This window comes from Candidatus Accumulibacter sp. ACC012, from assembly GCF_907163155.1.
GTDB classification, from domain to species: domain Bacteria; phylum Pseudomonadota; class Gammaproteobacteria; order Burkholderiales; family Rhodocyclaceae; genus Accumulibacter; species Accumulibacter delftensis.
The window spans coordinates 105428-128888 of sequence record NZ_CAJQUC010000022.1 but is presented as its reverse complement, the minus strand read 5'-3'; the positions used below and the strand labels follow the sequence as shown (position 1 = coordinate 128888).

The following is a 23461-nucleotide window of genomic DNA, read 5'->3' as shown; positions in this document are numbered from 1 at the left end:
TCAGAACAGGTAATACAGAACCAGCCAGGCGAGCAGCATTATTGTCACCCACAGCGCCATGCTACCCGTGGGCCAGGTCCGTGCCAGGGCGCCGAGCGGGCCATGGTGTCGGCGCAGTTCTTCGCCGCCGCGACTTGCCAGTGCAGCGGCGAAGCGCTCAACTCCGCTGATCATGCCGGTAAATAGCGGCGTCAGCATTTCAGTGAGGCGGCGGGCGAAGACGCGATAGAACCAGTCGAAATCGAGCGAAATGGTCAGGGTGCGCTTCAGGTACTCGAGCATGACGAAGAACGCCAGGCCAGAGAACAGCAGCAATTGAAGTTGCGTCACGACGTGCGCACCACTGTACGGTTGGTAGTCCACCGCAAAGGGTAGCAGGGCGTAGAGTGGGCCGGGGACCAGTCCCAGGCCGATACACAGGGCGGCGAAGACGAGCATCGCCGTCTGCATGCTCGCCGGCGGATCGGCGGGGCGCAGCCCGGAATCCTTCTGGAAAAAGACGAACCAGGGAAACTTGATGCCGGCATGCAGGAAGACACCCGCCGAGGCCGCCGCCAGGCCCAGCCAGACAAAGGTCAGGTGCTGATCTCCGGCGGCCTGGGAGATCATCGACTTGCTGACGAAGCCCGAGGTCCATGGGAAAGAGGAAATGGCGAGCGCGCCGATGATGCCGCACACTGCGGTAACGGGCATGCTCTGGAACAGGCCGCCGAGGTCGGTACATTTGCGCAGCCCGGTGCGGTACATCACGGCACCGGCGGACATCAGCAGCAGCGCCTTGTAGATGATGTGCGCAAAGGCGTGCGCCGCGGCGCCGTTCAGCGCCATTTCGGTGCCGATACCGATGCCGACCACCATGAAGCCGACCTGATTGACGATCGAGTAGGCGAGGATGCGCCGCATGTCGTTTTCGAGCAAGGCGTAGACGATGCCGTAGAAGATCATGAACATGCCGACCCAGATCAGCAACTCGGTACCGGGGAAACCGCGCAGCAGGACGTAAACCGCCGTCTTGGTGGTGAAGGCCGAGAGGAACACGGTACCGCTCCACGAAGCCTCCGGATAGGCATCCGGCAGCCACGCGGAAAGTGGCGGTGCGCCGGCATTGATCAGTACGCCGGCGAGGATCAGCCACTGTGCCCACGATCCCGGCGCCATGGCCACGAAGGCCACCGAGCCGGTGGCGGCGACATGACCGGCGATGCCGGCCATCAGCACCACGCCGCCGAGCAGGTGGATCGCCATGTAGCGCATGCTGGCAGAATAGGCGCTGCGGTTGCCGGCGCTCCAGATGACGAGCGTCGAGCCAATGGCCATCAGCTCCCAGAAGATGAAGACGGTGATCAGGTCGCCGGCGAAGACGACGCCAATGGCCGAACCGGCGTAGAACATCGCCGCTGGTACTTCGAGGCGGCTCTCCTGCTGCAGCGAAAACAAACCGCCGACGGCGGCCATCAGCGAAAAAATCGTGGCGAACAGGCGCGTCAGCTTGTCGCCGGCCAGCGGCGTCAGCGTGTAATCAAGAAACTGTAGTTGCCAGACCGCGCCGTCCGGCACCTGCCAGACGGCCCATAGCGCGGCCAGGGGCAGTCCGATGACGGCCGCCTGACGTGTTGAGCGCGGCAGCCAGGGCAGGATCAGGGCGCCGAGGACGAGGATCAGCGCGGGGTGGACGATCATCGGTCCTCCCCGTAATAGGTGTCCGGTCGCTTGATCAGCAGGCCGAGGCCCTTGGCAAAGATGATCATCGCGGCACAGGTGAGGAAGCCGTACCAGGCATGGAAGCCGAACCAGCCGTCGAAGCCGAAATGCGGATGTAGATGGACGACGAGTTCGGCAGCGACGGTGAGTGTCAGCACGGCGATGAAAACGCGCCACAACAGCTTGATGGTTTTCGGGCGTACCAGCCAGTGCGTTTCAGTGCTCACCATCAGCCTCCGAGCATTTGCTGCGCCAGCGCCAGCGGCACGCCGGGAAAAAAGAAGAGAGCCAGCGTGGCAGCGGCCGTCGTTGTCAGCGCGACGACCATGAGCAGAGGCGCCTCGCCATGCGGGTGATGCTCATCCGCGGCCGACAGCGGGCGGAAAAAAGCTCGGTAGACGATGGGCACGAAATAGCCGGCATTGAGCAGAGTGCTGGCCAGCAGCACGACGACGACCGCCCACTGCTCGGTACTCATTGCGCCGGACAAAAGGTACCACTTCGAGACGAAGCCGGCCGCCGGCGGCAGGCCGATCATCGACAGGGCGCCGATGGCGAAAGCGCCCATGGTCCAGGGCATGCGCCGGCCGATGCCATCCAGTTCGGAGACATTGGTCTTGTGCGCCGCGGTGTAGATGGCGCCGGCGGCGAAGAACAGGGTGATCTTGCCGGCGGCGTGCGCCGCAATGTGCAAGGCCGCCGCAGCGAGCGAGAGCGGCGTCAGCAGTGCTGCCGCGAGGATGACATAAGACAGCTGGCCGATCGTTGAATAGGCCAGGCGGCGTTTCAGATTGTCGGCGCGCAGCGCAACGATCGAGGCAGCAATGATGGTGAAGCCGGCGATCGCCGTCAGCCAGTCCGCGCCGCCCTGGGCGACCAGTGTGTCGGCGCCGAAGACGTAGACGATGACCTTGACGACGCTGAATACCCCGGCCTTGACTACCGCCACCGCATGCAGCAGGGCGGAAACCGGGGTGGGCGCCACCATCGCCGCCGGCAGCCAGCGGTGGAAAGGCATCAGTGCGGCCTTGCCGATGCCGAACATGTACAGGGCGAGTAGTCCGCCGAGCGCGAAGTTGGACAACTTGCCGCCCAGGATGCCGCCCGGCGTGAAGTCGGTGGTGCCGGCGACGTACCAGGTGAACACCAGCGCCGGCAGCAGGAAGACGACCGAGGTGCCGATCAGGATTCCCAGGTAGGTGCGCCCGCCGGCCTTTGCCTTGTCGGTGCCGTGGTGGGTGACCAGAGGGTAGGTGACCAGCGTCAGCAGTTCGTAGAAGACGAAGAGCGTGAACACGTTGCCGGCAAAGGCGATACCGATTGCCGCAGCGATGGCCAGCGCGAAGCAGACGTAGAAACGCGTCTGCTTCTCTTCCTTGTTGCCGCGCATGTAGCCGATCGAATAGAGCGAGTTGACGATCCACAGGCCCGAGGCGACGAGGGCGAAGAGCATGCCCAGCGGCTCGATCGTGAAAGCGATCGGCAGTCCCGGCAGCATCTCGAAGAGCAGCAGGCTCGGCCGCTCGCCGGCGAGAACCATCGGCAGCAGTGGCGCCACGCAGGAGAGCAGCAGCGCGGCGGTGATCAGCGTCGCTGCCTCGCGCAGGTTTGGCTGTTTTCCACAAAGGGCGATCACGAGCGCGCCGACGATAGGCAGCGTGAGGCTGGCGAGGATCTGCGTCTCGGCGGAGATCATGGCGTCACCCCGAGCAGCATGCCCGCCGCCCTGGCGGCAGAGCCGACCGTGAGCGAAGTATCGACGCCGAACCAGATCGTCGCCGCCACCAGGATCCAGGCGGGAATCGCCAGGCCCAGGGAAGCCTCACGAGCCTGCAGGAGATCGGCGCGCGGCGCACGGAAGTAGGCAGCCTCGACGAAGCGCCAGACGTAGACCACGGCCAGCAGCGACGAAAGAACGATCAAGAACACCAGCCACCACTGACCTTTTTCCAGTGCTGCCAAGATCAGATACCACTTGCTGACGAAGCCTGCCGTGCCCGGAACGCCGATCAGGCTCAGTCCGCACAGCACAATGCCAAAAGTGGTCACCGGCATGACGCGCCCGATGCCCTGAACCCGTGCCAGAGTGACGCCGCCCATGCTGGCCATCACTGCGCCGAGGAGCAGGAAGATGCCTCCCTTGGTGACCGCGTGGTTGAGCAGATGCACGATGGTGGCGGTGAGCCCGGTGACCGAGTCGAAGGAGATGCCGAGGACGATGTAACCGATCTGGGCGACGCTGGAGTAGGCAAACAGGCGCTTGAGATTGTCCTGGAAAATGGCCACCGTCGAAGCGACAAACATTCCGGCCAGCGCCAGCACCAGCATCATGTCCTCCATCGGCAACCGTTTGAAGATCGCCGTTTCCCCGAACACCGAGAAGTAGAAGCGCAGCAGCGCGTACACCGACACCTTGGTCGCGGTGGCGGCAAGGAACGCCGATACCGCCGACGGCGCGTAGGCGTAGGCGTTGGGCAGCCACTGGTGGAGGGGGAAGAGCGCCAGCTTCAGCGAGATGCCGACGGTGAGAAACGCCAAGGCTGCCAGCACCGGTCGGTGACTGGTCATGTCCTGCAAGCGGACGCCCATGTCCGCCAGGTTGAGGGTGCCGGTCTTCAGGTACAGCAGGCCGACGCCAATGACGATGAAGGTGGCGCCGATGGTGCCCATGATCAGATACTGGTACGAGGCCACCAGCGCGCGGCGGTCCTTGCCGAGCGCGATCAGCACGTAGGAGGAGAGCGAGGAGATCTCGAGGAAGACGAAGAGGTTGAAGGCGTCGCCGGTGATGGTGATGCCGAGCAGGCCGGTCAGGCAGAGCGCGAACATCGCGTAGAACAGGTAGTGGGTGTCCGGGCGTATCTCGCGCACGATGCTGCTGCGGCAGTAGGGCAGAACCACCGCGCCGATACCGGAGACCAGCATCAACACCAGCGAGGAAAGTGCGTCGACGCGATACTCGATGCCCCAGGGCGCTGGCCAGCTACCGATGGCGTAGGAGATTGGCCCGGTCTCGCCGACTTGCAGCCACAACAGGATACTGATCGCGAAGGCGGCCCATGACGCCGCAAGGACCAGCAGGAAAGCCGCCAAACGATCGCGAAAAAGCACTGCCAGCGGGGCGCTGGCCAGCGGCAGGACGATCTGCAGCGCGGGGAGATGCTCGGCGTAGTTCATGTGGCCGACTCGTTCTACGTCGGCGCCGTGTCGCTGTGCAGGATCTCGTCTTCTTCGATGGTGCCGTACTCCTCACGGATGCGTATCGCCAAGGCCAGGCCCAGGGCCAGGGTCGCCACGCCGACGACGATCGCCGTCAGGATCAGCACGTGCGGCAGCGGGTTGGAGTACAGCGTGAAAGCAGTGTGCACAATCGGTGCCGTACCGCCGATGAGCTTGCCCGGGGCGAGGTAGAGCAGGTACACCGAGGTTTGCAGGATGGCCAGCCCAACCAGTTTCTTGATCAGATTGCCGCGGGCGATGACGATGAATAGCCCGGCCATGGCCAGGAAAAGCATCACCCAGTAGTCGTAGTGGCTGAAGAAGCTCATGCTCAGTCCGGGCCTCTTCGCGCGAAGAGGTAGAAAATCTTCAGCAGCACGCCACAGACGGTGATCGCCACGCCGAGCTCTATCCAGAAAATGCCGCGGTGCTGACCAACGACGGGGTCGGCATCGAGAACGAAATAATCGAGGAAGTTGCCGCCCAGCAAGAGGCCGGCGAAGCCGACACCCAGGTAGAGCAACACGCCGGCGGCGATCATCGCTTCGACGATCCAGTCGGGGAGCACGCGGCGGGCCGTGTTCAGGCCGTAGATGATGGCGTAGAAGACCATCGTCGCGGCGACGATGGTGCCGGCCTGGAAGCCGCCACCGGGTCCGAAATCGCCGTGAAACTGGACGTATAGCGCGAACATCAGAATGAAAGGGATGAGCAGCTTGCCGACGATGCGCAAGATCATGTCGTTTTTCACGTGTTCTTGTCCTCCCGCACGTGTCGGCGCCGGCGCAGCAGTGCGATGACACCAATGCCGGCGGTAAACACCACCGTCGTTTCGCCGAGGGTGTCGAAGCCGCGATAACTCGCCAGGACCGCGGTGACCACGTTCGGCACCCCGGTTTCACGCGGGCCATCCTGCAGATAGCGCGGTGCCACGTGCGTATGGATCGGTGCCTCGGGATCCCCAAATGCGGGCAGGTCCCAGGTGCCATAAACCAGGACCAGCCCGGTACCGATGGTGACTGCCAGCGGTAGCCAGGGCTTGTGGGCCGGCTTTTCTTCCTCGCTGCGGCATAGATGCAGGGCGCCGAGTAGCAGCACCGTCGACACGCCGGCTCCCACCGCCGCCTCGGTCATCGCCACATCGACGGCGTCCAGGGCGACCATCACCGTGGCTGTGAGGAAGCTGTACAGGCCAAAAAGGACAACCACCGCAAACAGATTGCGGACATGCGTCAGCGCCACCACAGCGACCATCATCTGGGTGAGCAGAACGTTGATGATCAGGGTTTCGATGGCGCTTCCTCCAGGCCGGGCGTCGGCAATTGCTCGTCGGTGGGCATGGGCTGCAAAGGCGATGCGGCGCTGGCGCTACGGTCCGTGTCGGCCAGCAGCGGCTTCAGGCCGCGGTTGAAGGCGGCCTTGGCCAGCGCATGCACGGCAACCGGGCCGGTGAAGAAGAGCAGCAGGCCGATCATTACCAGCTTGACGGCGACCAGCGTAAGTCCCGCCTGCAGGATCAGGCCGAGCAGAATCAGGCCGGCACCAACGCTGTCGGTGACGCTGGCCGCGTGCGTGCGGGTGTAGAAATCAGGCATGCGCAGCAGACCAACTGCGCCGATGCAGCAGAACACGCCGCCGGCGATCAGGCAGGCCCAGCTCAGACCGTCTATCAGCATGCCGATCACTGCCCGGCCTTTTCGCTATTGCCCGGATCGCCGAGGTTGCCCTGGCGAAAGAACTTCAGCACGGCAACGGTGCCGATCACGTTCAGCAGCCCGTACACCAAGGCCAGGTCGAGAAACTCCGGTCGTTCCGTGAGAAAGCCGATGACCGCCAGCAAGAGCACCGTGCAGGTGCCGATGGTGTTGGTCGCCAGGAGGCGATCGAAGACCGAGGGGCCGATCACTGCCCGCATCAGCGCCAGGCTGACCGTGAGCAACAGAAACAAGGTCGCCGTGGCAAACATCAGGAGGGTCTCTCGAGGGCGGCTATACGTCGGTCCATCTCGCTGCCGGCCAGGCCAGCCGCGCCCTCAGCGCTCAGCGCGTGAACCAGTAGTTCGCCCCTGGCCACTTCGACGGTGATCGTTCCCGGGGTCAGGGTGATCGAGTTGGCATGGATCACCAGACCCAGTTCGCTGTCCTGTGAGGGTTTGAAGCGGGTCATCGTCGGCGAGATTGGCAGGCGTGGATCAAGGATGCGCCGACTGACGTCCCAGGCCGAGAGAACGATCTCCTTGAGCAGCCACGGCCAGTACGAGAACAGGGCTCGCCAGCCGAGGTGCACCGGGTGACCTTCGTGATCGATGACGTCCATGCGGTGTGCGAAGAGCAGCACGCACAATGAGCCGGCGGCGCCAACAGCAATCAAGAAAGGCGTGAAGAAGCCCGACAGCAGCAGCCAAAAAGCAAACAGGCTCACGAAAGCACTCAAGGAATAGAACACGCGGACTCTCCACATCGCCGGATTCAATTGAGCGGCGAACCATAACCGACGGTGACTGGCGCCCAACTGAGCTTAATGATAAGCAGATAGGGTGTTCTTGAAAATACGGGCTAGCGCGTACGGAATTCAGGACACGGCAGGTTCTTGCCAAATTAGGTGAAGCAAGCCCCGGAGCGACCTCTTCTGAGGGACAATAAATGTTTCACGTAGGTAATTGTACGTAGTGTACACAGCCATTCGGCTGCTGCCGGCTGAACGCCTGCAGTAACGATCTGAAGGAGGCGATGATCGGCGCAATCCGACTGTCCTGGACCGATGCCCTGCTGTTGATTGCCGGCTACGTTGCGCTCGACTGGATGAGCTTCTTCCATCCGCTGCACGGCCAGTACATCACACCCTGGAATCCGGCGCCAGCGCTGGCCCTGGTGTTCATTCTGCGCTATGGCTGGCAGGCTGTGCTGCTGCTGGCGGTGGCGGTGTTGTTCGCCGAAATCGGCGTCCGAAGCCTGCCGGCGTCGCTGCCGGCATCGGTCGCCATTGCTCTCATGCTGGCGCTCGGCTACGGCGCCATCGGCGAGGCGCTACGCCGCCGGCTGCGTGGGCCGACCATCTTCCTTGATCGTTTCGGCCTGCTGCGCTGGGCGGGGATCGTTGTTGCCGGCACGCTGCTCACCAGTGTGGCCTTCGTCCTGGCCCTGGTGGCGCTCGATGTGGTGCCGTTGGCGGGTTGGAGTGAGGCGGTTGGCCGCTTCTGGATAGGCGATGGCGTCGGTATTCTGGTTTCGATGCCCTTGCTCTGGATGCTTTTCGACGAGAGCGGTCGGACACTGCTGCGGGTAACACTTTGGCGACCCGATACCCTGGGTTATGTGTTGGCGGCGGCGATGGCTTTGTGGGTGGCCGTCGGTCACGGCGCCGAATCGGACTTCCAGTATTTCTACCTGCTCTTTCTGCCGATTATCTGGGCCGCGTCTCGGCAAGGCCTGGCCGGCGCCGTGCTCAGCGCCGCGGTGATCCAGGTCGGCTTGATCGTCGTCGTCTACTGGCAAGGCTTTTCGGCCGGCTCGGTGCTGGAGATCCAGGCCGTGACCGTGGTGCTGGTGCTGGCTGGTTTCTTTATCGGCGTGGTGGTCGACGAGCAGCAGCGTATCAGCGCCGAGCTTCGCCAGACCCTGCGCCTCGCCGCCGCTGGCGAAATGGCCGGCGCCCTGGCGCATGAGCTGAACCAGCCGCTCACCGCCCTGTCCGCCTATGGAGCGGCCTGCGAAGAACTCCTCGCCCGCGGCGAGACCGGTGACCGCCTGACGGGCAGCATCCGCTTGATGGTCGCCGAAGCGTGTCGCGCCGCCGAGGTCGTGCGTCGACTGCGCGATTTTTTCCGTACCGGCACTACCAAGCTTGAAGTCGTTTCGCTGTGCGCCCTGCTGGCCGCTGCGGCAGCCCCATTCGCCAGACGCGCCGCCAAAGCCGGCGTCGAACTCACCCTCGAACCGGTCCCGGATGGCGTCCTGATGGCCGACAGGCCTCAGCTCGAAGTCGTGCTGCGCAATCTCTTCTCTAACGCTTTTGACGCCGTTTCCGAGCAGCCGCCCGGTGAGCGTAGGGTGCGCGTCTCTGCGCTCCCGGAGGACGGCGACCGGATCTGCATCCGCGTCGAGGATAGCGGCCCGGGCCTCACCGGTGAGGCCGTGAGCAGGCTCTTCGAGCCCTTCAGCTCCACCAAGTCAAGTGGCCTCGGGCTGGGCCTGGCGATCAGTCGGGCCATCGCCGAGGCGCATGGTGGCAAGCTCTGGGCTGAGATCGGGGCGCGTGGCGTGTTCCGCCTTCTGCTACCTTTCGAAAAGACTCCGGCACATGCTTGACTTGACGGTTTTCATCGTCGACGACGACTCCTCGGTACGCGATTCGCTCGGCCTGCTGCTCAGTCTGCGCGGCTACCGCACGGCTATCTTTTCCGATGCCGAGAGCTTTTTGCAGGCCGTGTCGCCGGATTGGCGAGGCTGCATCCTCCTCGATATCCGGATGCCCGGCATGGACGGGCTAGCTCTGCAGCGGCGCCTGCTCGAGCTCGGTAGCCGCTTGCCGGTGATCCTCATCACCGGCCACGGCGACGTGGAATCGGCCTGCAAGGCCTTCAAGGCCCAGGCCTGCGACTTTCTGGAAAAGCCCCTCGACCAGGCAAAACTTACGGCAGCGATCGACGATGCCCTATCGAAGTACCAGTCGAGCCGGCACGAAAGCGAGCAGAGCAGCGACTTTGCCGAGTTGCTGGCGACGCTGACGCCGCGCGAACGCCAAGTCATGGATTTGATCGTCACCGGTGGCCACAACCGCGATATCGCCGAAGAATTGGGCATCAGTCCGCGCACCGTGGAAGTGCATAAAGCGCGAGTGATGCAGAAGCTGAATGTCGATGGCGTCGCGCAACTGGTCAGGAACAGCTTGCGCAAGCGCTGACAATAGAGCCGCCACGAAGAGCTGTCCGTCACGCACCGAAAGTGGGCTGCGAGTTAGCAGCCTGTTCATTGCAGTCAAGAGGAAGGAAACGACTTATGTACCTGTCGCACCGCATGTTTTTGGCCATCATCGCCGCCTGTTTTCCCCTGGCTGCTCTCGCCTCTGAAGCAGTCCCGTCGTTGATGCTCGACCTGACCACTCACTGGGCCGGTTTCGCTGCGCTGGCCGTGTTCTTTCTCGCCTACGGGCTGGTCATTGCCGAAGAAACACTGCACCTGCGCAAGTCCAAACCGGTGATGGTTGCGGCAGGGATCATCTGGTTACTGGTGGCGATTGTCTATGCGCAGAACGGCGACACGCATACCGCCGAGATCGCCGTACGCCACAATCTGCTCGAGTTCGCCGAACTGTTCCTGTTCCTGCTGGCGGCAATGACCTACATCAACGCCATGGAGGAGCGTGGTGTCTTCGATCTGCTACGCGTCAAGCTGGTCACGCAGGGCTACTCATTGCGCACCATCTTCTGGATTACCGGCGGTCTGGCCTTCACCATCTCGCCGGTCGCCGACAATCTGACCACCGCCTTGCTGATGGCGACGGTGGCGAGCGCTGTCGGCGGGAGCAACAAGAAGTTTGTCGGCGTCGCTTGCATCAATATCGTCATTGCCGCCAACGCTGGCGGTGCCTTCTCGCCATTCGGAGACATCACGACGCTGATGGTCTGGCAGAAAGGCCTGGTGCAGTTTAGCGAGTTCTTCCGGCTGTTCCTTCCTGCCGTGGTGAATTGGCTGGTTCCTGCGGCAATCATGAGCCTGGCCATCGGCAATTCATCGCCTGATCCGGTCAAGGAACAGGCGGTACTGCAGCATGGTGCCTGGGTCATCGTCGCCCTCTTTCTGGGCACCATCGTCATGGCGGTCTGCGCCCACAACTTCCTGCACCTGCCACCGGTGATGGGCATGATGACCGGCCTGGGGGTGCTGAAATTCTACGGCTACTACCTCAAGCGGCGCGCACACTTCAGCGACCGCCCGGCAGGGGAGCACCTGGGCGACACGGCTCTGGCAATGGAGCCGGCGGTGTCGAGCGTGCCAGCGCATGGCAGTGCTGCTGGCCAGTACAACATTTTCAAGGCTCTGGAACGTGCCGAGTGGGATACGCTGATGTTCTTCTACGGCGTCATCCTCTGTGTCGGCGGCTTGGGTACCATGGGCTATCTGTCGCTGGGCTCGGAACTGATGTACGGCCAGCTCGGCGCAACGACAGCCAATATCCTGGTCGGATTCCTGTCCGCGGTGGTCGACAATATCCCGGTGATGTTCGCCGTGCTGGCCATGCAGCCAGACATGGACCTGGGTCAGTGGCTGCTGGTCACGATGACTGCCGGCGTCGGTGGCTCGCTGCTTTCGGTTGGTTCCGCTGCCGGAGTTGCGGTCATGGGACAGGCGCGCGGCGTCTACACCTTTTTCTCCCACCTCAAGTGGAGTTGGGCGATTCTGTTGGGCTACGCGGCCAGTATTTGGGTGCACTTCCTGGTAAATGCCAAGGCGTTTACCTGAATAGCCTGGTTTTTGGCCCTTCGCGCTGACAAGCGGCAAGCCCCCCCGCCGCCGCTTGTGCAGTTCTCGCCGTGTTCGCCTACCGTCGCGACAGCAGCTGAGCAGCAATCGACTCGACTTGCGGGGCCACCTCCTCAACGTGCTGGCGGCCGATGTCGATGGCTTCGCGGGCGCGATGGAAGTCCATTAACTGGAAGTCTGCGAGGTCCGGGCGCAGGACCAGGTCGGCGGGGTCCATGGCCAGGCGGCTGCGCGTGATCTGGTCCTGCATGATGTTCACGGCACCGCTCATGACTTCGAATAGGCCGGGATCGCTGCGCCTGCTGCGGAAGGACTCCACCAGGCCGTCCACCAGGCCGGCCCACTTGCCCAGAATGGCAATGCCCTCGGCGCTGGCTTCGGGGGTCGCCTGGACTGCGGCGTCACTTCCCGCTGCCATTTTCCGATCCTGACTGTCGCTAATGCCCTCGGCTGCGCGCATGGCCATCGTCGTGAGCGAGCGGCGCAGGTCTACCGCAATAACCAGATCGGCACCAAGGGCCCGGCATAGCGAGACCGGAACCGGATTCACCACGCCGCCGTCGATCAGCCAGCGCTGCTGGTGCCAGGTGGGCGCCAGGAGACCCGGCAGGCCACTGGAGGCACGCACGGCGGCCATGAACGAGCCCTCACGCAGCCAGATCTCCTCGCCCGTGTAGAGATCTGTCGCCACCGCGCCGAAGGCTATCGGCAAGCTTTCGATCGGCGCGTCGCCGATCTGCTTGGCGATGGTGTGCATCAGGCGATTGCCGGTCATCACGCCGCCGCCACGAAAAGTCGTGTCTACCAGGCGCCAGACGTCGCGCTGCGTGAGCGTGCACACCCAGCGTTCAAGGGCGTCGAGACGGCCGGCTGCGCACCCTGCGCCGACGAGTGCGCCGACCGAGGCGCCGGTAATCACGTCGGGCCTGAGCCCGCGCTCGGCGAGCGCGCCGAGAATTCCGATATGCGACCAGCCGCGCGCCGACCCGCTGCCGAGCGCAAGGCCGAGGCGTGGCCGGGTCATGGCCACCGTATCTGGCCGCTAAAGCACAGGCCGGACTGCTTGCGCGAGCTGCGCGGCGAGCTTGCCGCGAAGGTGACCCCTCTACCGACGCGGCGGGGCCAGACGACCAGGATCATGCCTTGTCCGCGAGTCGTGACGAGCACCAGCGAGGCAACAACGAAAAGCAGCCAGGAGGCTTCGGGCATGGCATGTTCCTTGCGGTGGTCGAGTGGTACTTGAGTGGCGAGTCTAACGGGCGACGAAAAGCTGGGGCAAGTTCTTCCTTCGTTTCGTCCGCTTTGCTGCTGATTCGTCGCGTATTGCTTTACAGCCGGGGTGCTGATCCCTATAATGCCGGCTTCTTTCGCGCGGGGGTATAGCTCAGCTGGGAGAGCGCTTGCATGGCATGCAAGAGGTCCGCGGTTCGATCCCGCGTACCTCCACCAACAAGCCGAAAGAAGTTCCGGGTCCCCATCGTCTAGAGGCCTAGGACACTACCCTTTCACGGTAGGTACCGGGGTTCGAATCCCCGTGGGGATGCCAGTAATTGCCCGCGTTGCACGAGCGGGCCGGTGTGATCCTAGCCTGGCGCTGCGCAGTTTTTGGCGACCAGCTGGCCGATCGATTGCCAAGTCGCTTCAAGCGGCCCGCGTGGCTCGTCGCCTCGATCACGGCAGAGGGTTCGCCGCTGCCGCGCGTGGTGTTTTGCCTTCTATCGCCACAGGTTTTTCTCGCTGCCGCGTCGGACGCCATTGCTGCGCGCTTCGCCGCGATGCCGTCAGCTCCCTTTTCCAGCGACTCGATTTGCCGAAGCAAGTTCGATCGGTCCCTTGTCTGGCTCAGCCTTCGAGCAATCGAAAAGCTGGCGCAATCCGTACCTTCCTTTCCGGCACTCGCCTAAGTTACTTTGGGGCCAGTGCTTGGCGCGTCAGGGCGAAAATCGGCGAGCCAGCGCCAGTAAGCTCGGCATGACGAAGACAGGCACGGAGGATGCAATATCCTGCGCGAGATCCGCCGCGTCTTGATGGGGAAATTTTGCCTGTTGGGGGTCGCTGCAACACTCGCTTTTCAAGCCCATGCAAATGCCAAGGTCGAAGCCGACGATGTCGCGCTGATCGCCCAATTTTGCTTGTTTCAGTGAGCGCACGGAGATACCTCTGGAATTGCAGGAAGCCCCTCTGAAATGTATGGCGTACCGGCGCGCGATTGCGATAATCTGGCTTTAGCTAAGGGCATGAACTTACACCCTCGCGGCGGAAGGCGTAGATATCAACCGAACGGAAGGGTGAGCCATGGAAAGATCACAGCAGGCAGGAAAAACGAAAGTTGTCATCGTCGGTGGTGTGGCGGGTGGTGCCTCGTGCGCCGCGCGGCTACGGCGCCTGGACGAAAACGCGGAAATCGTCATGGTGGAAAAGGGTCCCTACGTCTCCTATGCCAACTGCGGCTTGCCTTACCATGTTGGTGGGGTGATCGAGAAGGAATCGAGCCTCATGGTAGCGACGGCCGATACCTTTCGCAGACAGTTCGCCATCGATGTGCGTACCGCTTGCGAGGCAGTCAGCATCGACCCGGAGAGCAAGACCATCGCGCTGCGCGACGTGGCCAGCGGTGACGTGAGTACCGAGTCCTATGACAAGCTGGTACTCTCGCCAGGTGCGCTTTCCGTTCGCCCGCCCTTGCCGGGTATCGACCTGCCGGGAATTTTTCAGGTGCGGACCGTTCCCGATGCGCGCGCGATTCGCGAATGGATAGAGCGCGGCTCCATGTTCCTCGGTGGTATGGACAAGTATTCCGGTTTCCAGACGGTCAGGCCAAAAACCCGCGCGGTCGTTATCGGCGGCGGCTTCATCGGCTTGGAGACGGCGGAGAACCTGGTGCACCGAGGGTTTGACGTCACTCTCGTCGAGATGCTCGATCAGGTCCTGGCACCGCTCGATCTGGACATGGCCCGCATCGTCGAAGGCTACGTCGAACGTCACGGCATTCGCCTGGCGCTCAACGACGGGGTGGCCGGCTTCCAGCAGACGGGCGACGGCGCACTTGAGGTATTGACGAAATCCGGCAAAACCCATCCTGCCGACATCGTTATCCTCGCCTTGGGAGTTCGCCCGGATACGGCGCTGGCGAAAACGGCTGGCCTGGAAATCGGGCAGCGTGGCGGAATTCGCGTTGACGAACAGATGCGCACCAGCAAACCAGATATCTTCGCCGTCGGCGATGTCGTCGAGGTCAGGGATTTCGTGACCAGCGAATGGAGCCTGATCGCCCTTGCCGGGCCGGCCAACCGCCAGGGACGTATCGCGGCCGACGTGATCGCGGGACGTGAGTCGCGCTATCGGGGGACCCAGGGGACCTCGATTATCGGCCTGTTTGGTGCGGCGGCGGCCTGGGTCGGCGTCGGTGAAAAGACACTCAAGCGGCTTGGCGATAGCGATTACGAGAAGATCTACCTCTATCCGAATTCACATGCCGGCTACTACCCGGGCGCCCGGCCGATCGCCATGAAGGTTCTTTTCCGCAGGAGCGATGGGCGCCTTCTCGGCGCGCAGGCACTCGGCGAGGATGGCGTCGACAAGCGGGTCAGCGCGCTGGCGATGGCGTTGCAGATGGGGGCAACTATCTACGATCTCGAGGAAGCAGAACTCTGCTACGCGCCACAATTCGGTAGCGCCAAGGATCCGGTCAACTTCGCCGGGATGGTCGCCGCCGACATCCTGCGTGGTGATATGCCATCGGGTCACTGGGATGGCAGCGCTGCCGGCTTTCTCCTTGATGTGCGTGAAGCGACCGAACTGGCGGTGGAAAGTGTGTCCGGCGCGGTTAACATTCCGCTTGGACAGATCCGTGCCCGCCTTGGCGAGCTGCCGCGCGATCGGGAAATACAAGTCATCTGCCGCTCTGGCCAGCGCGCCTATTACGCGACCCGTGTCCTTCTGCAAAACGGCTTCAAGGCAAGGACGATCGCTGGCGGCATGCTTTCGCGCTTCCATACGCGTTTGCTGGAGGACTGAAGGGAAGCGCCCCTCCAGCAGGAGAATCGAACCGCCTACAGGAGGCGGCCTGGGGCGGCGAGTTCATGTCTCTTTGTTGAGGTAGAGCGAGCAATGAGCAGTAGTGATCAGAAAGGTGGGCACTGGAAGGAGAAAGTCTTCCACGAGTTCGGCGAGTACGCGACCATCGTTATCTACCTGACCCTGGTGTTTGCCGCTTTCACGCAGTATCGCCGGCTGGTCCTCGCTGCCCATGACATTAGCTACACGAACTACTGGATAGCGCTTGTCGAGGCGTTCATTCTGGGCAAGGTGATCATGATCGGTTCTGTGCTGCGTATTGGTCGTGGCCTCGAGGACAAGCCCCTGATTTTTCCGGCGCTCTACAAAACCGTCATGTTCACCCTTCTGGTTGTGGTGTTCACGCTCTGTGAGCATGGGTTCAAGGGACTATGGACAGGCAAGGGTTTCGGCGGCGGCTTGCTTGAATTCCTTGGTCAGGGCGCGCATGAATTGCTCGCCGGGTCTCTGGTCATCTTTGTGGCCCTGACCCCCTTCTTCGCCATCAGGGAGCTTGGGCGGGTCGTGGGTACGGACAAGATATGGGCTCTGTTTTTCCGGGCACGACCTCGCCAATGAATGTTTGAACGCTCGCCACGGATGAGCGGCCAACAAGTTTCGGGCTTCCCCTTCCCGTGAAAGTCGCCTACGCGACCCACCAATCGCCCTTTTCCCACCGCCTGGAAAGGTCTTATGCCTGTGTTTTTTGAGTTGCCACCTCTGGAATAGAAATATGCCGATCCGTAATGCGAGCCACCGTTTTCTCCGCCGCTTTGTGCGCTGCCCGGTCTGGGTCTTGTTGCTGGTTTCGGCGCTGCTGATCCCTGCGGCGGCAGCGGAGGCGCCGGGACTTGAGCTTCTGAGCAAGGCGACGGCAGCCCTCGATCGAATTGAACGTCAGCTCGACTCTGCAGGGAGAGCGACAAAGCAGGAGCTGAGAACGCTTGAGGCGCAAGTCGCCACGGTTCGTGCCAGCGCGCTGGACTGCGTGCAAGGGGCGACCCTGGAGGTCAAGAAGCTGGACCGCGAGCTGGCCATCCTCGGCCCAAATAGCCGCGCGGACGGCGGGGCGGGCAAAGAGAACCCATCCAGCGAGCAAGCTGAAAAACCGGTTTCGTCCGCTAACGGCGGGCCGTTGCAAGACTCGCAGCGCCGGAAAGCCGATTTGGAAGAGCGTATTGCCCGCTGCAAACTGCTGCTGCTACGCACTGACGATCTGGACTCACAGGTGGACCATCACCAGCGCCGTCTGCAAACGCGGCAGCTACTGGTGCGCGGACCGGGCCTGGTGGATCTGGTGCAGGCCAATCTGGATGGGGCGGATCGCTGGCTGGACTTTACGACCCAACTGGCGGCGAGATCCACAGGTTGGCATGCGCTTGGCCCTCTGCATTTGGCCGCTGCCGCGGCTCTTGGCTTGCTGGGCTTTTTCCTCGGCCGCAGTGTGCAGCGCCGGCAGTTGGCTCAGGTGGCCGCCATGAAGGTCGAGAATGGGGACGTCTCGGCCGGACTTGTTCAGGCGCTTGTCGCCTGCGCCATCAGTTACGCGCCCGTTCTGCTTGCTCTGGGCGGTCTCAGCGCTTATGTGGCGGTCATTCCGCGCGCCGGTGGCGATCTGCCCTTTGTCGCCAAACTGGTTTACGGCCTGCTGGCTTACTTCCTTGTCGTGGTTGGTATCCGAAGCCTGCTCAGCCCCTGTCGGCCCGCGACCTACTATCTGAGCTTGTCGGAAAGCGTTGCGCGGCCGCTAGGCCGGCGCAGCCGCATGTTGCTCCTGCTGGCGCTGACCTGGTGGCTGGTGCAAGAACTCCGGGCGGAGGGCCTGCTCAGCGAGATCATGTTTTCGCTAACCAGAAAGGCCTTCGATCTGCTCTGGGTTCTCAATGTCATCTGGGTTATCTGGCTGCTGCGCCGGCTCCATGACTGGCGTGACAAGTGGTCCGCCCCACTGCTGATCAGCCTGGCCTTGTTCGCTGGCCTGCTTGCCGGCTGGATCGGCTATGCGAACCTCGAGAGGCTGATAATCAACGGCGTCAGCGTCAGCTTGCTGTTGTTCGGGCTGGCCCTGGTGGCGAGTCGGTTTTTCGCCGATCTGTTCGATGGCCTGGACGAGGGACGCTATCGCTGGCAAAAAACCCTGCGTCAGGCCATCGGACTCAAGGGCGACGAGTACGTGCCCGGCCTGTACTGGTTGCGACTGCTGCTCAAGCTTTTGCTGTGGATTGCTATCGCCTTGCTGGTGTTGCGTGTCTGGGGAGCTGGAGAGATCAACAACGATATCCTGCGCTATTTTAGCGAGGGCTTCGAGGTCGCCGGCGTAAACATCGTCCCCGGTCAATTGCTGTGGGCCATCTTGGCGCTAGTCGTCCTGCTCACACTGACTCGCTGGTTCAAGGGCCGACTGGAGTCGAAGTGGTTGCTCAATACACGCATGGAGAACAGCGCACGGGAAGCTCTGGTCACCACTTTCGGTTACCTGGCAGTGGCTCTTTCGGTCATCGTCGCGCTATCGATCGCCGGCATCCAGTTCACCAATCTGGCCATCATTGCCGGTGCGATGTCGGTGGGCATTGGTTTTGGCCTGCAGAATGTCATCAATAACTTCGTATCTGGCATCATCATGCTGGTGGAGCGGCCGGTGAAGTCCGGCGACAGGATCATCGTCGGCGGCACCGAGGGTTACGTCGAGCGCATCAGCATACGCACGACGACCATACGCACCTTGGAACGTGCCGATGTGATCGTGCCCAACTCGGACCTGATCTCAGGCCAGGTGACCAACCTGACGCTGCGCAACACCTGGGGAAGGATCACGGTACCCATAGGCGTTGCCTACGGCAGCAACGTCGAGAGAGTCATCGAGACGCTTCACGAGGTCGCCAACAATCACCCGGAAGTCATCAGAGGCAACCCGGAGCTATCCGAGCCTTATGCACTGTTTCTGAGCTTCGGTGACAGCGCGCTGATGTTCGAGCTGCGCGCCTTTATCCGCGAAGTCGACCGGCGCCAGCGCGTGATCAGCGACATCAATCGTGCCATCGATGCCGCGTTCCGCGAAGAGGGCATCGAAATCCCCTTTCCTCAGCGTGATATCAATTTCCGTGGGCCTTTGCGGATCGAGCGCGCCCCGGTGCTTCCACGACCAGCCACTGCTCGCGAGGACCCGCCAGAGGCATAGCGCTGGCCCCGATTCGAATTACTGGCGATTGTTGCAGACCGCCGGCGGCGGTACATTCTCGCTAGGCTCGGGGTCAACAGGGCGCGCGAATGAGCTGCCGGAAAGGAGCGCATTGTCTGGAGCCACGCTTGCTGGAAACTGAGTGACGACGCGAGCTGTTCCTTGATGTGAATTGCGCGGCCACGTTGCTGTCTGTAACGGTGGCTGCGCTGTCATACTGGCGGGCAAGCTCAGGGTGGAAACCCGGCTCACCCGCGCTTCCCCAATTACCCGCCGCAACACTTTTTGCGGCAAACCTCAAAACGGAGTCCCCATGAAAGGTGACAAAATGGTCATCCAGCTGCTCAACAAACAGCTGGCCAACGAGCTTGCCGCGATCAACCAGTATTTCCTGCACGCCCGGATGTACAAGAACTGGGGTTTCAATGCCCTCGGCAAGCACGAGTACGAGGAGTCGATCGAAGAAATGCAGCACGCCGACAAGATCATTGAACGTCTGCTGTTTCTCGACGGCCTGCCCAAGATGGAGGTGCCGAAGCTGTTAATCGGCAGCAACGTTCCCGAGTGCCTGAGCGGCGACCTCAAGCTCGAGCGCGCTGCGCACGCCGACCTTATCAACGCCGTGAGCCACTGCGAATCCGTCAAGGACTACGTCTCCCGCGACCTGCTGCAGGAGATCCTCAATGACACCGAGGAGCACCTTGACTACCTCGAAACGCAGCTCGATCTGATCGACAAGGTTGGCTTGCAGAACTATCTGCAGACGCAGATGGGGGGGGCGTCAGGGGACTGATCGTCGGCTGGCTGCCTAGCGATGAGCGAGCGCTGCTGGCTCGCCCAGCGGCTACTCCGCTTGCCGCGAATCGAGGCTGATCGTCACCGGACCGTCGTTGATCAGGTGAACTTGCATGTCGGCGCCGAAGACGCCGGTCGGCACCTGCCGTCCCAGGGTTTTCTCGAGGCACAGGACAAAGCGCTCGAAGAGCGGTTGCGCCAGGTCCGGCGGTGCCGCGCGGCTCCAGGAAGGGCGGTTTCCTTTTCGGGTCGATGCAAAGAGGGTGAACTGGCTGACCGCCAGCAGTTCGCCGTCGGCATCGACGACGCTGCGGTTCATGACCCCGGCGGCATCGGCAAAAATGCGTAGCCTGGCCAGCTTGGCGGCCATCCAGTCAAGATCGGCGGCGGCGTCAGAGGGCTCGAAGCCGGCCAGGACCAGCAGACCGGTGCCGATGCTGCCGGTCACTTGACCGTCGACTTCCACCCGTGCCGAGGCGACGCGTTGGGCGACGACCCGCATCCCTCGCTCAGCTTCCCGGCACGCCGCGTTGTTCGCCGGGCGCCAGCCAGCGGACGGCATTGTGCAGAGGTTCCGGCTGTAAGGTGACGTGCGTGATGCCTTGCTCGGAGAGGAGCTGCCGACTGGCGGCAAGGACCGCTGGCCAGTGTGCCAGCGATTCGACGACGAGATGCGCCGATAGGGCGATACGGTTCGACGAGAGTGTCCAGATGTGCAGATCGTGCACCGAGGCAACGCCCGGCACGCCGGCCAGCCGGCGACCGACCTCCGCGGTGGACAGGCTCACCGGGACACCTTCCATCAACGCCTGCAGGACCTCGCGCAGCAGGCGCAGGCTGGACACCAGCATCAGCGCGCAGATCAGCAGCGAGAGCAGCGGGTCGACGGTCATCCAGCCGGTCCACATGATCACCGCACCGGAGACCAGCGCGGCCACCGATCCGAGCAGGTCACCGAGCACGTGCAGCAGGGCGCCGCGGGTATTCATCGTTTGCTCGCCGTGCATCAACAACCAGGCGACACCGATGTTGAGCACCAGTCCAATCGCCGCGACGATGGTTACCGCTTCGCCGTTGACCACCCCCGGTTCGAGAAAGCGGCGCACCGCCATCACCGAAATGCCAACCACGACCACGACCATGAACAGCACGTTGGCCAGCGCCGCCAGCGTTTCGACGCGGCCGTAGCCGTAGGTGTGTCGTTGTGTCGGCGGCCGTTTCGAGATCCAGGCGGCAAAGGCGGCGAGGGCCAGCGAAGCACTGTCGGTGACCATGTGCCCGGCATCGCCGAGCAGTGCCAGCGATCCCGACCAGAAACCGGTGACTGCCTCGACGGCGGCAAAGCCGAGCGTCAGCAGCAACGCCCAGATCAGGCGTGGGCCGGCGTCCGCGTGGTGGTGGTGATGCGCGTGGCCATCGTGATCGCCATGCGCGCTATAGTCGTGCGCGGTGTGGCCCGCTGCGTGCGAATTGCCGTCGTGATCGTGGCCCTCGTGGCCCTCGTGGCCCTCGTGCTTATCGTGTGGGTGGTGTTCGCTCATAGTGGCGGCATTCTAGCCGACATCAATGCCGCCGGGGTCAGCTCAGGACTGCGGGCGGAAGATGCTGCCGTTGGCTGAAAGGAGAAAAGATGCGGGTCCTTCTGGTCGAAGACGACGCAATGATCGGCAATGCCGTTCTCGCCGCCTTGAAGGATGCTTCCTACGCCGTTGATTGGCTACGCAACGGGCACGGCGATCAGCACCATGGCGAGTCAAATCTATGAGCTGGTGCTCCTGGATCTTGGTTTGCCGGGCAAGGACGGACTGCAGGTGCTCAACAGCATCCGCAGCCAGGCCAACCCGGTGCCAGTCCTGATTATCACTGCACGCGACGGCGTCGAGGACCGGCTTTTGGGCCTGACGGCGGCGCTGATGACTACGTGCTCAAACCCTTCGAGATGCGCGAATTGCTGGCTCGCATGCGGGCGGTGATGCGCAGGAAAGGTGGCGCCGCGGCTGCCGAGCTGAGTAATGGTCTTGTTTCGCTTGATCCAGCGGCGCACAAGGCACGCGTCAAGGATGGCGAACCCGTAACGCTTTCCAATCGTGAATTCGCGCTCCTGCAAGCACTGCTGATTCGTCCCGGTGCGATCCTGTCGCGTAGCGAGCTGGAGGACAGGATCTACGGCTGGGGCGAGGAAGTGGACAGCAATGCCGTCGAATTCCTGATTCTGATTCATGTGCTGCGCAAGAAGCTGGGCAGCGAAGTCATCAAGAACGTTCGGGGAGTTGGATGGATGGTCTCGAAAAGCGTCTGAGAGAGTCGCTGCAAAGCAAGTTGTCCGTCGGGCTGTCACTGGCGATTCTCGGTGTGGCCCTGATCGCCGGTATCTTCGCTTTTTTTCTGGCGCACCATGAGGCTGAGGAGTTGCAGGACGACGTGCTGCGTCAGCTTGCGGCGGTCATTGTCCGGCAACACCTGGCCCTGGCTACTCCGCCTGTGGGAGAACTCGGTAACGAGGAGGTTCGTGATCGGGAGAATCGCGTTTTCGTGCAACTCCTCGCCGGCAGTTCCTCGATCGCCAGCGGTGTGTCTGCCGATCTGCCCTTGGCGTTGCCAACAGATCTGGTCGACGGTCTGCAGACGGTGAGTATTGGTCATGAACGCTATCGCGTTCTGGTCAGGGCTCTCGACAGTGGGGATCGCCTAGCCATAGCGCAGGACACGGCTGTCCGCGACGAAATTTCTCGCGGCGGCGCGCTACTCACGCTGACGCCCTTCCTGATCCTGGTTCCGATCCTGCTATTTGTCGTCGCCGCTATCGTTCGCAAGATATTTCGCCCGCTTGCCGCGCTCGCCCATGAAATCGATCAGCGCCACGAAGACGAGTTGCACCCGATTGCCCCCGAGACTCTGTGGTGGGGAACGCGATTCGTTACACGCCGGCCGGTGGGCGCGTCGACTTGTCGGTGCTGGCTACCGCCGTCGCGACGACGCTGGTAATCGAAGATAGCGGTCCCGGCATTCCGGACGCAGAGCGAGAGCGGGTGTTTGATCCGTTCTATCGCGTCCTGGGCAGCAACGAGATTGGTTCGGGGCTCGGTCTGTCGATTGTTCGGGCTATTGCCGTTCGTGTGGGCGCCACGCTGGCTTTTGGCTTTGCTAACCAGCAATCGTGTTCAGGCCTGCGGGTGACGGTAACTTTTCCAGCCGTAGAGAAGGGATGCTGCGATTGATCCGGGCACAACCCTGTCGCCGACCAGTACGCGGCGTGACAGCGGTGACAGCGGCTTTTTGAAGTGCCCGAGCAGCGGCGAAGAAAGAGGGGGACGAAAGGCGCATGGAGTTTTCGTGGCTTTGCTGCAGAACTTGTTCAGCTTCTATTGAACTCGTTCGAACAGGGCCAGGTGTAGCGTGTGGAAGAAAGGGCTGCGCGCAATGTCCTTCACCAGTCGGAAGCCTTGCGTTCTGAAGTAGGTTTCCACCTCGCCAAGCGGCGTTGTGAATTTCTGCGACCTGCGGCCACCGCAGAGCACCCGGAGACGGCGGGCGAAGGAGCTTGCCGAAAAGGGACTCGAGTATGAGAGGACGACCTGGCTCCCGGCGACGCGACAGAGTTCAGAAACCGCTTTTTGCCGGATGCTCGGCGTCGGGAAATGATGAAACAGGCGAAAACAGACGATGGTATCGAACTGTCCATCGGCGTAGGTCAACTGTTCGATATCCTGCTCTTCGAGCCGGCAGTCAAGCCCGTTATCGGCCAGGCCCTGGCGGGCAATCTGCAGCATGGCGACGGAATGATCGGCGCCGCTCACTTGATAGCCCTGCCTGGCCAGATGGACGCTTACTCTGCCACCGCCGCAAGGCAGGTCCAGTACTCGCCGGCTTTTCGCAACAAGGGTAAATACCTGGTCGAGCAACGCCATCTCGGCGAACTGTTGCCTTGCGGGGCGATCCTTGTAGGCCAACGCGGTGCTCACGTCGTACTTGGTTTTGCCGCGATAGTCGATCACTGTTTGCATGTGCTGGCCTCCTGGCTCGGTTAGCC

The 23461-nt window shown here is 62.5% G+C and carries 25 protein-coding genes, 2 tRNA genes and 1 pseudogene; 12 read left to right on the top strand and 16 right to left on the bottom strand.

Annotated elements, in window-relative coordinates; all coding sequences use genetic code 11:
- Genes QZ648_RS21420 through QZ648_RS21375 form a run of 10 tightly spaced genes read right to left on the bottom strand, consistent with a single transcriptional unit; the run spans nucleotide 1 to nucleotide 7365 of the window.
- Nucleotides 1-1680 (bottom strand): Na(+)/H(+) antiporter subunit D, encoded by a 1680-nt coding sequence (locus QZ648_RS21420; protein WP_291998248.1) that lies wholly within the window; start codon nucleotides 1678-1680, stop codon nucleotides 1-3.
- Nucleotides 1677-1931 (bottom strand): hypothetical protein, encoded by a 255-nt coding sequence (locus tag QZ648_RS21415; RefSeq protein WP_291998247.1) that lies wholly within the window; start codon nucleotides 1929-1931, stop codon nucleotides 1677-1679. The genes QZ648_RS21420 and QZ648_RS21415 overlap by 4 nt, the downstream gene beginning before the upstream one ends.
- Nucleotides 1931-3397 (bottom strand): proton-conducting transporter membrane subunit, encoded by a 1467-nt coding sequence (locus QZ648_RS21410; RefSeq protein WP_291998246.1) that lies wholly within the window; start codon nucleotides 3395-3397, stop codon nucleotides 1931-1933. Before QZ648_RS21410 ends, QZ648_RS21415 begins: the two co-directional genes overlap by 1 nt.
- Nucleotides 3394-4878, bottom strand: a complete 1485-nt coding sequence (locus QZ648_RS21405) for a monovalent cation/H+ antiporter subunit D family protein (protein WP_291998245.1) — start codon at nucleotides 4876-4878, stop codon at nucleotides 3394-3396. Before QZ648_RS21405 ends, QZ648_RS21410 begins: the two co-directional genes overlap by 4 nt.
- A 14-nt stretch (nucleotides 4879-4892) precedes the next feature.
- Nucleotides 4893-5249, bottom strand: coding sequence for a cation:proton antiporter subunit C (locus QZ648_RS21400; protein WP_291998244.1), 357 nt, complete (start codon nucleotides 5247-5249; stop codon nucleotides 4893-4895).
- 2 nt (nucleotides 5250-5251) lie between these two features.
- Nucleotides 5252-5671 carry a Na(+)/H(+) antiporter subunit B gene (locus QZ648_RS21395; RefSeq protein WP_291998243.1) on the bottom strand — a complete coding sequence of 140 codons (420 nt, stop codon included), beginning with the start codon at nucleotides 5669-5671 and terminating at the stop codon, nucleotides 5252-5254.
- Complete coding sequence (locus QZ648_RS21390) at nucleotides 5668-6177, bottom strand: DUF4040 domain-containing protein (protein WP_366144217.1); 510 nt, start codon at nucleotides 6175-6177, stop codon at nucleotides 5668-5670. The genes QZ648_RS21395 and QZ648_RS21390 overlap by 4 nt, the downstream gene beginning before the upstream one ends.
- Before the next feature lie 23 nt (nucleotides 6178-6200).
- Nucleotides 6201-6596: a monovalent cation/H(+) antiporter subunit G gene (gene mnhG / locus QZ648_RS21385; RefSeq protein WP_291998242.1), complete on the bottom strand. Its 396-nt coding sequence runs from the start codon at nucleotides 6594-6596 to the stop codon at nucleotides 6201-6203.
- Nucleotides 6597-6601: 5 nt separating this feature from the next.
- The gene (locus QZ648_RS21380) at nucleotides 6602-6886 is read right to left on the bottom strand and encodes a monovalent cation/H+ antiporter complex subunit F (RefSeq protein WP_291998241.1); all 285 of its coding nucleotides are present in this window, start codon (nucleotides 6884-6886) and stop codon (nucleotides 6602-6604) included.
- Nucleotides 6886-7365 carry a Na+/H+ antiporter subunit E gene (locus QZ648_RS21375; protein ID WP_291998240.1) on the bottom strand — a complete coding sequence of 160 codons (480 nt, stop codon included), beginning with the start codon at nucleotides 7363-7365 and terminating at the stop codon, nucleotides 6886-6888. The genes QZ648_RS21380 and QZ648_RS21375 overlap by 1 nt, the downstream gene beginning before the upstream one ends.
- 284 nt (nucleotides 7366-7649) lie before the next feature.
- Between QZ648_RS21375 and QZ648_RS21370 the strand changes: the two genes are divergently transcribed.
- From QZ648_RS21370 to nhaD, 3 genes are all read left to right on the top strand, one after another.
- Nucleotides 7650-9227: an ATP-binding protein gene (locus tag QZ648_RS21370; protein ID WP_291998239.1), complete on the top strand. Its 1578-nt coding sequence runs from the start codon at nucleotides 7650-7652 to the stop codon at nucleotides 9225-9227.
- Nucleotides 9220-9822, top strand: a complete 603-nt coding sequence (locus QZ648_RS21365) for a response regulator (protein WP_291998238.1) — start codon at nucleotides 9220-9222, stop codon at nucleotides 9820-9822. Before QZ648_RS21370 ends, QZ648_RS21365 begins: the two co-directional genes overlap by 8 nt.
- A 95-nt stretch (nucleotides 9823-9917) precedes the next feature.
- On the top strand, nucleotides 9918-11381 hold the full coding sequence (nhaD, locus tag QZ648_RS21360) for a sodium:proton antiporter NhaD (RefSeq protein ID WP_291998237.1): 1464 nt from the start codon (nucleotides 9918-9920) through the stop codon (nucleotides 11379-11381).
- A 79-nt stretch (nucleotides 11382-11460) separates the two neighbouring features.
- Here the strand turns inward: nhaD and QZ648_RS21355 are convergent, their stop codons facing one another.
- The gene (locus tag QZ648_RS21355; RefSeq protein ID WP_291998236.1) at nucleotides 11461-12426 is read right to left on the bottom strand and encodes a patatin-like phospholipase family protein; all 966 of its coding nucleotides are present in this window, start codon (nucleotides 12424-12426) and stop codon (nucleotides 11461-11463) included.
- A complete protein-coding gene (locus tag QZ648_RS21350) occupies nucleotides 12423-12611 on the bottom strand; it encodes a hypothetical protein (RefSeq protein ID WP_291998235.1) in 189 nt (62 codons plus the stop codon). Before QZ648_RS21350 ends, QZ648_RS21355 begins: the two co-directional genes overlap by 4 nt.
- A gap of 164 nt (nucleotides 12612-12775) precedes the next feature.
- On the opposite strand from QZ648_RS21350, the gene QZ648_RS21345 reads away from it, so the two are divergent.
- Together QZ648_RS21345 and QZ648_RS21340 are read left to right on the top strand one after the other, a co-directional pair.
- Nucleotides 12776-12851, top strand: a tRNA-Ala gene (locus QZ648_RS21345).
- A 21-nt stretch (nucleotides 12852-12872) separates the two neighbouring features.
- Nucleotides 12873-12948, top strand: a tRNA-Glu gene (locus tag QZ648_RS21340).
- Between the two features lie 385 nt (nucleotides 12949-13333).
- Here QZ648_RS21340 and QZ648_RS21335 read toward each other — a convergent pair.
- The gene (locus QZ648_RS21335; protein ID WP_291998234.1) at nucleotides 13334-13552 is read right to left on the bottom strand and encodes a hypothetical protein; all 219 of its coding nucleotides are present in this window, start codon (nucleotides 13550-13552) and stop codon (nucleotides 13334-13336) included.
- A 145-nt stretch (nucleotides 13553-13697) separates the two neighbouring features.
- Here QZ648_RS21335 and QZ648_RS21330 point away from each other — a divergent pair, with 145 nt between their 5' ends.
- The 4 genes from QZ648_RS21330 (at nucleotide 13698) to bfr (ending at nucleotide 19429) form a co-directional block, all read left to right on the top strand.
- The gene (locus tag QZ648_RS21330; protein WP_291998233.1) at nucleotides 13698-15419 is read left to right on the top strand and encodes an FAD-dependent oxidoreductase; all 1722 of its coding nucleotides are present in this window, start codon (nucleotides 13698-13700) and stop codon (nucleotides 15417-15419) included.
- A 93-nt stretch (nucleotides 15420-15512) separates the two neighbouring features.
- Nucleotides 15513-16037: a hypothetical protein gene (locus QZ648_RS21325; protein ID WP_291998232.1), complete on the top strand. Its 525-nt coding sequence runs from the start codon at nucleotides 15513-15515 to the stop codon at nucleotides 16035-16037.
- A gap of 154 nt (nucleotides 16038-16191) precedes the next feature.
- The gene (locus QZ648_RS21320; protein WP_291998231.1) at nucleotides 16192-18636 is read left to right on the top strand and encodes a mechanosensitive ion channel domain-containing protein; all 2445 of its coding nucleotides are present in this window, start codon (nucleotides 16192-16194) and stop codon (nucleotides 18634-18636) included.
- 313 nt (nucleotides 18637-18949) lie between these two features.
- Entirely contained in the window at nucleotides 18950-19429 is a 480-nt protein-coding gene (gene bfr, locus QZ648_RS21315) for a bacterioferritin (protein ID WP_291998230.1), read from the top strand.
- A gap of 51 nt (nucleotides 19430-19480) precedes the next feature.
- On the opposite strand, the gene dtd is transcribed toward bfr, so the two are convergent.
- Complete coding sequence (gene dtd, locus QZ648_RS21310) at nucleotides 19481-19933, bottom strand: D-aminoacyl-tRNA deacylase (RefSeq protein WP_169066586.1); 453 nt, start codon at nucleotides 19931-19933, stop codon at nucleotides 19481-19483.
- A gap of 7 nt (nucleotides 19934-19940) precedes the next feature.
- Complete coding sequence (locus tag QZ648_RS21305) at nucleotides 19941-20972, bottom strand: cation diffusion facilitator family transporter (RefSeq protein WP_169066585.1); 1032 nt, start codon at nucleotides 20970-20972, stop codon at nucleotides 19941-19943.
- A gap of 89 nt (nucleotides 20973-21061) precedes the next feature.
- Between QZ648_RS21305 and QZ648_RS21300 the strand changes: the two are divergent.
- From QZ648_RS21300 to QZ648_RS25175, 3 genes and pseudogenes are all read left to right on the top strand, one after another.
- Nucleotides 21062-21730 (top strand): annotated as a pseudogene (locus QZ648_RS21300) (response regulator transcription factor).
- Nucleotides 21706-22416, top strand: a complete 711-nt coding sequence (locus QZ648_RS21295; protein ID WP_366144215.1) for a hypothetical protein — start codon at nucleotides 21706-21708, stop codon at nucleotides 22414-22416. Before QZ648_RS21300 ends, QZ648_RS21295 begins: the two are co-directional and overlap by 25 nt.
- Nucleotides 22383-22649: an ATP-binding protein gene (locus tag QZ648_RS25175; RefSeq protein ID WP_366144226.1), complete on the top strand. Its 267-nt coding sequence runs from the start codon at nucleotides 22383-22385 to the stop codon at nucleotides 22647-22649. The genes QZ648_RS21295 and QZ648_RS25175 overlap by 34 nt, the downstream gene beginning before the upstream one ends.
- Before the next feature lie 144 nt (nucleotides 22650-22793).
- Here QZ648_RS25175 and QZ648_RS21290 read toward each other — a convergent pair whose 3' ends face one another.
- Nucleotides 22794-23435, bottom strand: coding sequence for a class I SAM-dependent methyltransferase (locus tag QZ648_RS21290; protein WP_291998229.1), 642 nt, complete (start codon nucleotides 23433-23435; stop codon nucleotides 22794-22796).
- Between the last annotated feature and the right edge of the window lie 26 nt (nucleotides 23436-23461).

What these genes read in the sequence shown, in the direction of transcription:
- QZ648_RS21405 (WP_291998245.1), bottom strand. Translation starts at nt 4,878, where the DNA reads ATGAACTACGCCGAGCATCTCCCCGCGCTGCAGATCGTCCTGCCGCTG.
- QZ648_RS21365 (WP_291998238.1), top strand. Translation starts at nt 9,220, where the DNA reads ATGCTTGACTTGACGGTTTTCATCGTCGACGACGACTCCTCGGTACGC.
- QZ648_RS21325 (WP_291998232.1), top strand. Translation starts at nt 15,513, where the DNA reads ATGAGCAGTAGTGATCAGAAAGGTGGGCACTGGAAGGAGAAAGTCTTC.
- QZ648_RS21400 (WP_291998244.1), bottom strand. Translation starts at nt 5,249, where the DNA reads ATGAGCTTCTTCAGCCACTACGACTACTGGGTGATGCTTTTCCTGGCC.
- QZ648_RS21350 (WP_291998235.1), bottom strand. Translation starts at nt 12,611, where the DNA reads ATGCCCGAAGCCTCCTGGCTGCTTTTCGTTGTTGCCTCGCTGGTGCTC.
- QZ648_RS21305 (WP_169066585.1), bottom strand. Translation starts at nt 20,972, where the DNA reads ATGAGCGAACACCACCCACACGATAAGCACGAGGGCCACGAGGGCCAC.
- QZ648_RS21410 (WP_291998246.1), bottom strand. Translation starts at nt 3,397, where the DNA reads ATGATCTCCGCCGAGACGCAGATCCTCGCCAGCCTCACGCTGCCTATC.
- mnhG (WP_291998242.1), bottom strand. Translation starts at nt 6,596, where the DNA reads ATGCTGATAGACGGTCTGAGCTGGGCCTGCCTGATCGCCGGCGGCGTG.
- QZ648_RS21295 (WP_366144215.1), top strand. Translation starts at nt 21,706, where the DNA reads ATGGATGGTCTCGAAAAGCGTCTGAGAGAGTCGCTGCAAAGCAAGTTG.
- QZ648_RS21355 (WP_291998236.1), bottom strand. Translation starts at nt 12,426, where the DNA reads ATGACCCGGCCACGCCTCGGCCTTGCGCTCGGCAGCGGGTCGGCGCGC.
- bfr (WP_291998230.1), top strand. Translation starts at nt 18,950, where the DNA reads ATGAAAGGTGACAAAATGGTCATCCAGCTGCTCAACAAACAGCTGGCC.
- QZ648_RS21380 (WP_291998241.1), bottom strand. Translation starts at nt 6,886, where the DNA reads ATGTTTGCCACGGCGACCTTGTTTCTGTTGCTCACGGTCAGCCTGGCG.
- nhaD (WP_291998237.1), top strand. Translation starts at nt 9,918, where the DNA reads ATGTACCTGTCGCACCGCATGTTTTTGGCCATCATCGCCGCCTGTTTT.
- QZ648_RS21330 (WP_291998233.1), top strand. Translation starts at nt 13,698, where the DNA reads ATGGAAAGATCACAGCAGGCAGGAAAAACGAAAGTTGTCATCGTCGGT.
- QZ648_RS21320 (WP_291998231.1), top strand. Translation starts at nt 16,192, where the DNA reads ATGCCGATCCGTAATGCGAGCCACCGTTTTCTCCGCCGCTTTGTGCGC.
- dtd (WP_169066586.1), bottom strand. Translation starts at nt 19,933, where the DNA reads ATGCGGGTCGTCGCCCAACGCGTCGCCTCGGCACGGGTGGAAGTCGAC.
- QZ648_RS21420 (WP_291998248.1), bottom strand. Translation starts at nt 1,680, where the DNA reads ATGATCGTCCACCCCGCGCTGATCCTCGTCCTCGGCGCCCTGATCCTG.
- QZ648_RS21370 (WP_291998239.1), top strand. Translation starts at nt 7,650, where the DNA reads ATGATCGGCGCAATCCGACTGTCCTGGACCGATGCCCTGCTGTTGATT.
- QZ648_RS21415 (WP_291998247.1), bottom strand. Translation starts at nt 1,931, where the DNA reads ATGGTGAGCACTGAAACGCACTGGCTGGTACGCCCGAAAACCATCAAG.
- QZ648_RS21390 (WP_366144217.1), bottom strand. Translation starts at nt 6,177, where the DNA reads ATGATGGTCGCTGTGGTGGCGCTGACGCATGTCCGCAATCTGTTTGCG.
- QZ648_RS21290 (WP_291998229.1), bottom strand. Translation starts at nt 23,435, where the DNA reads ATGCAAACAGTGATCGACTATCGCGGCAAAACCAAGTACGACGTGAGC.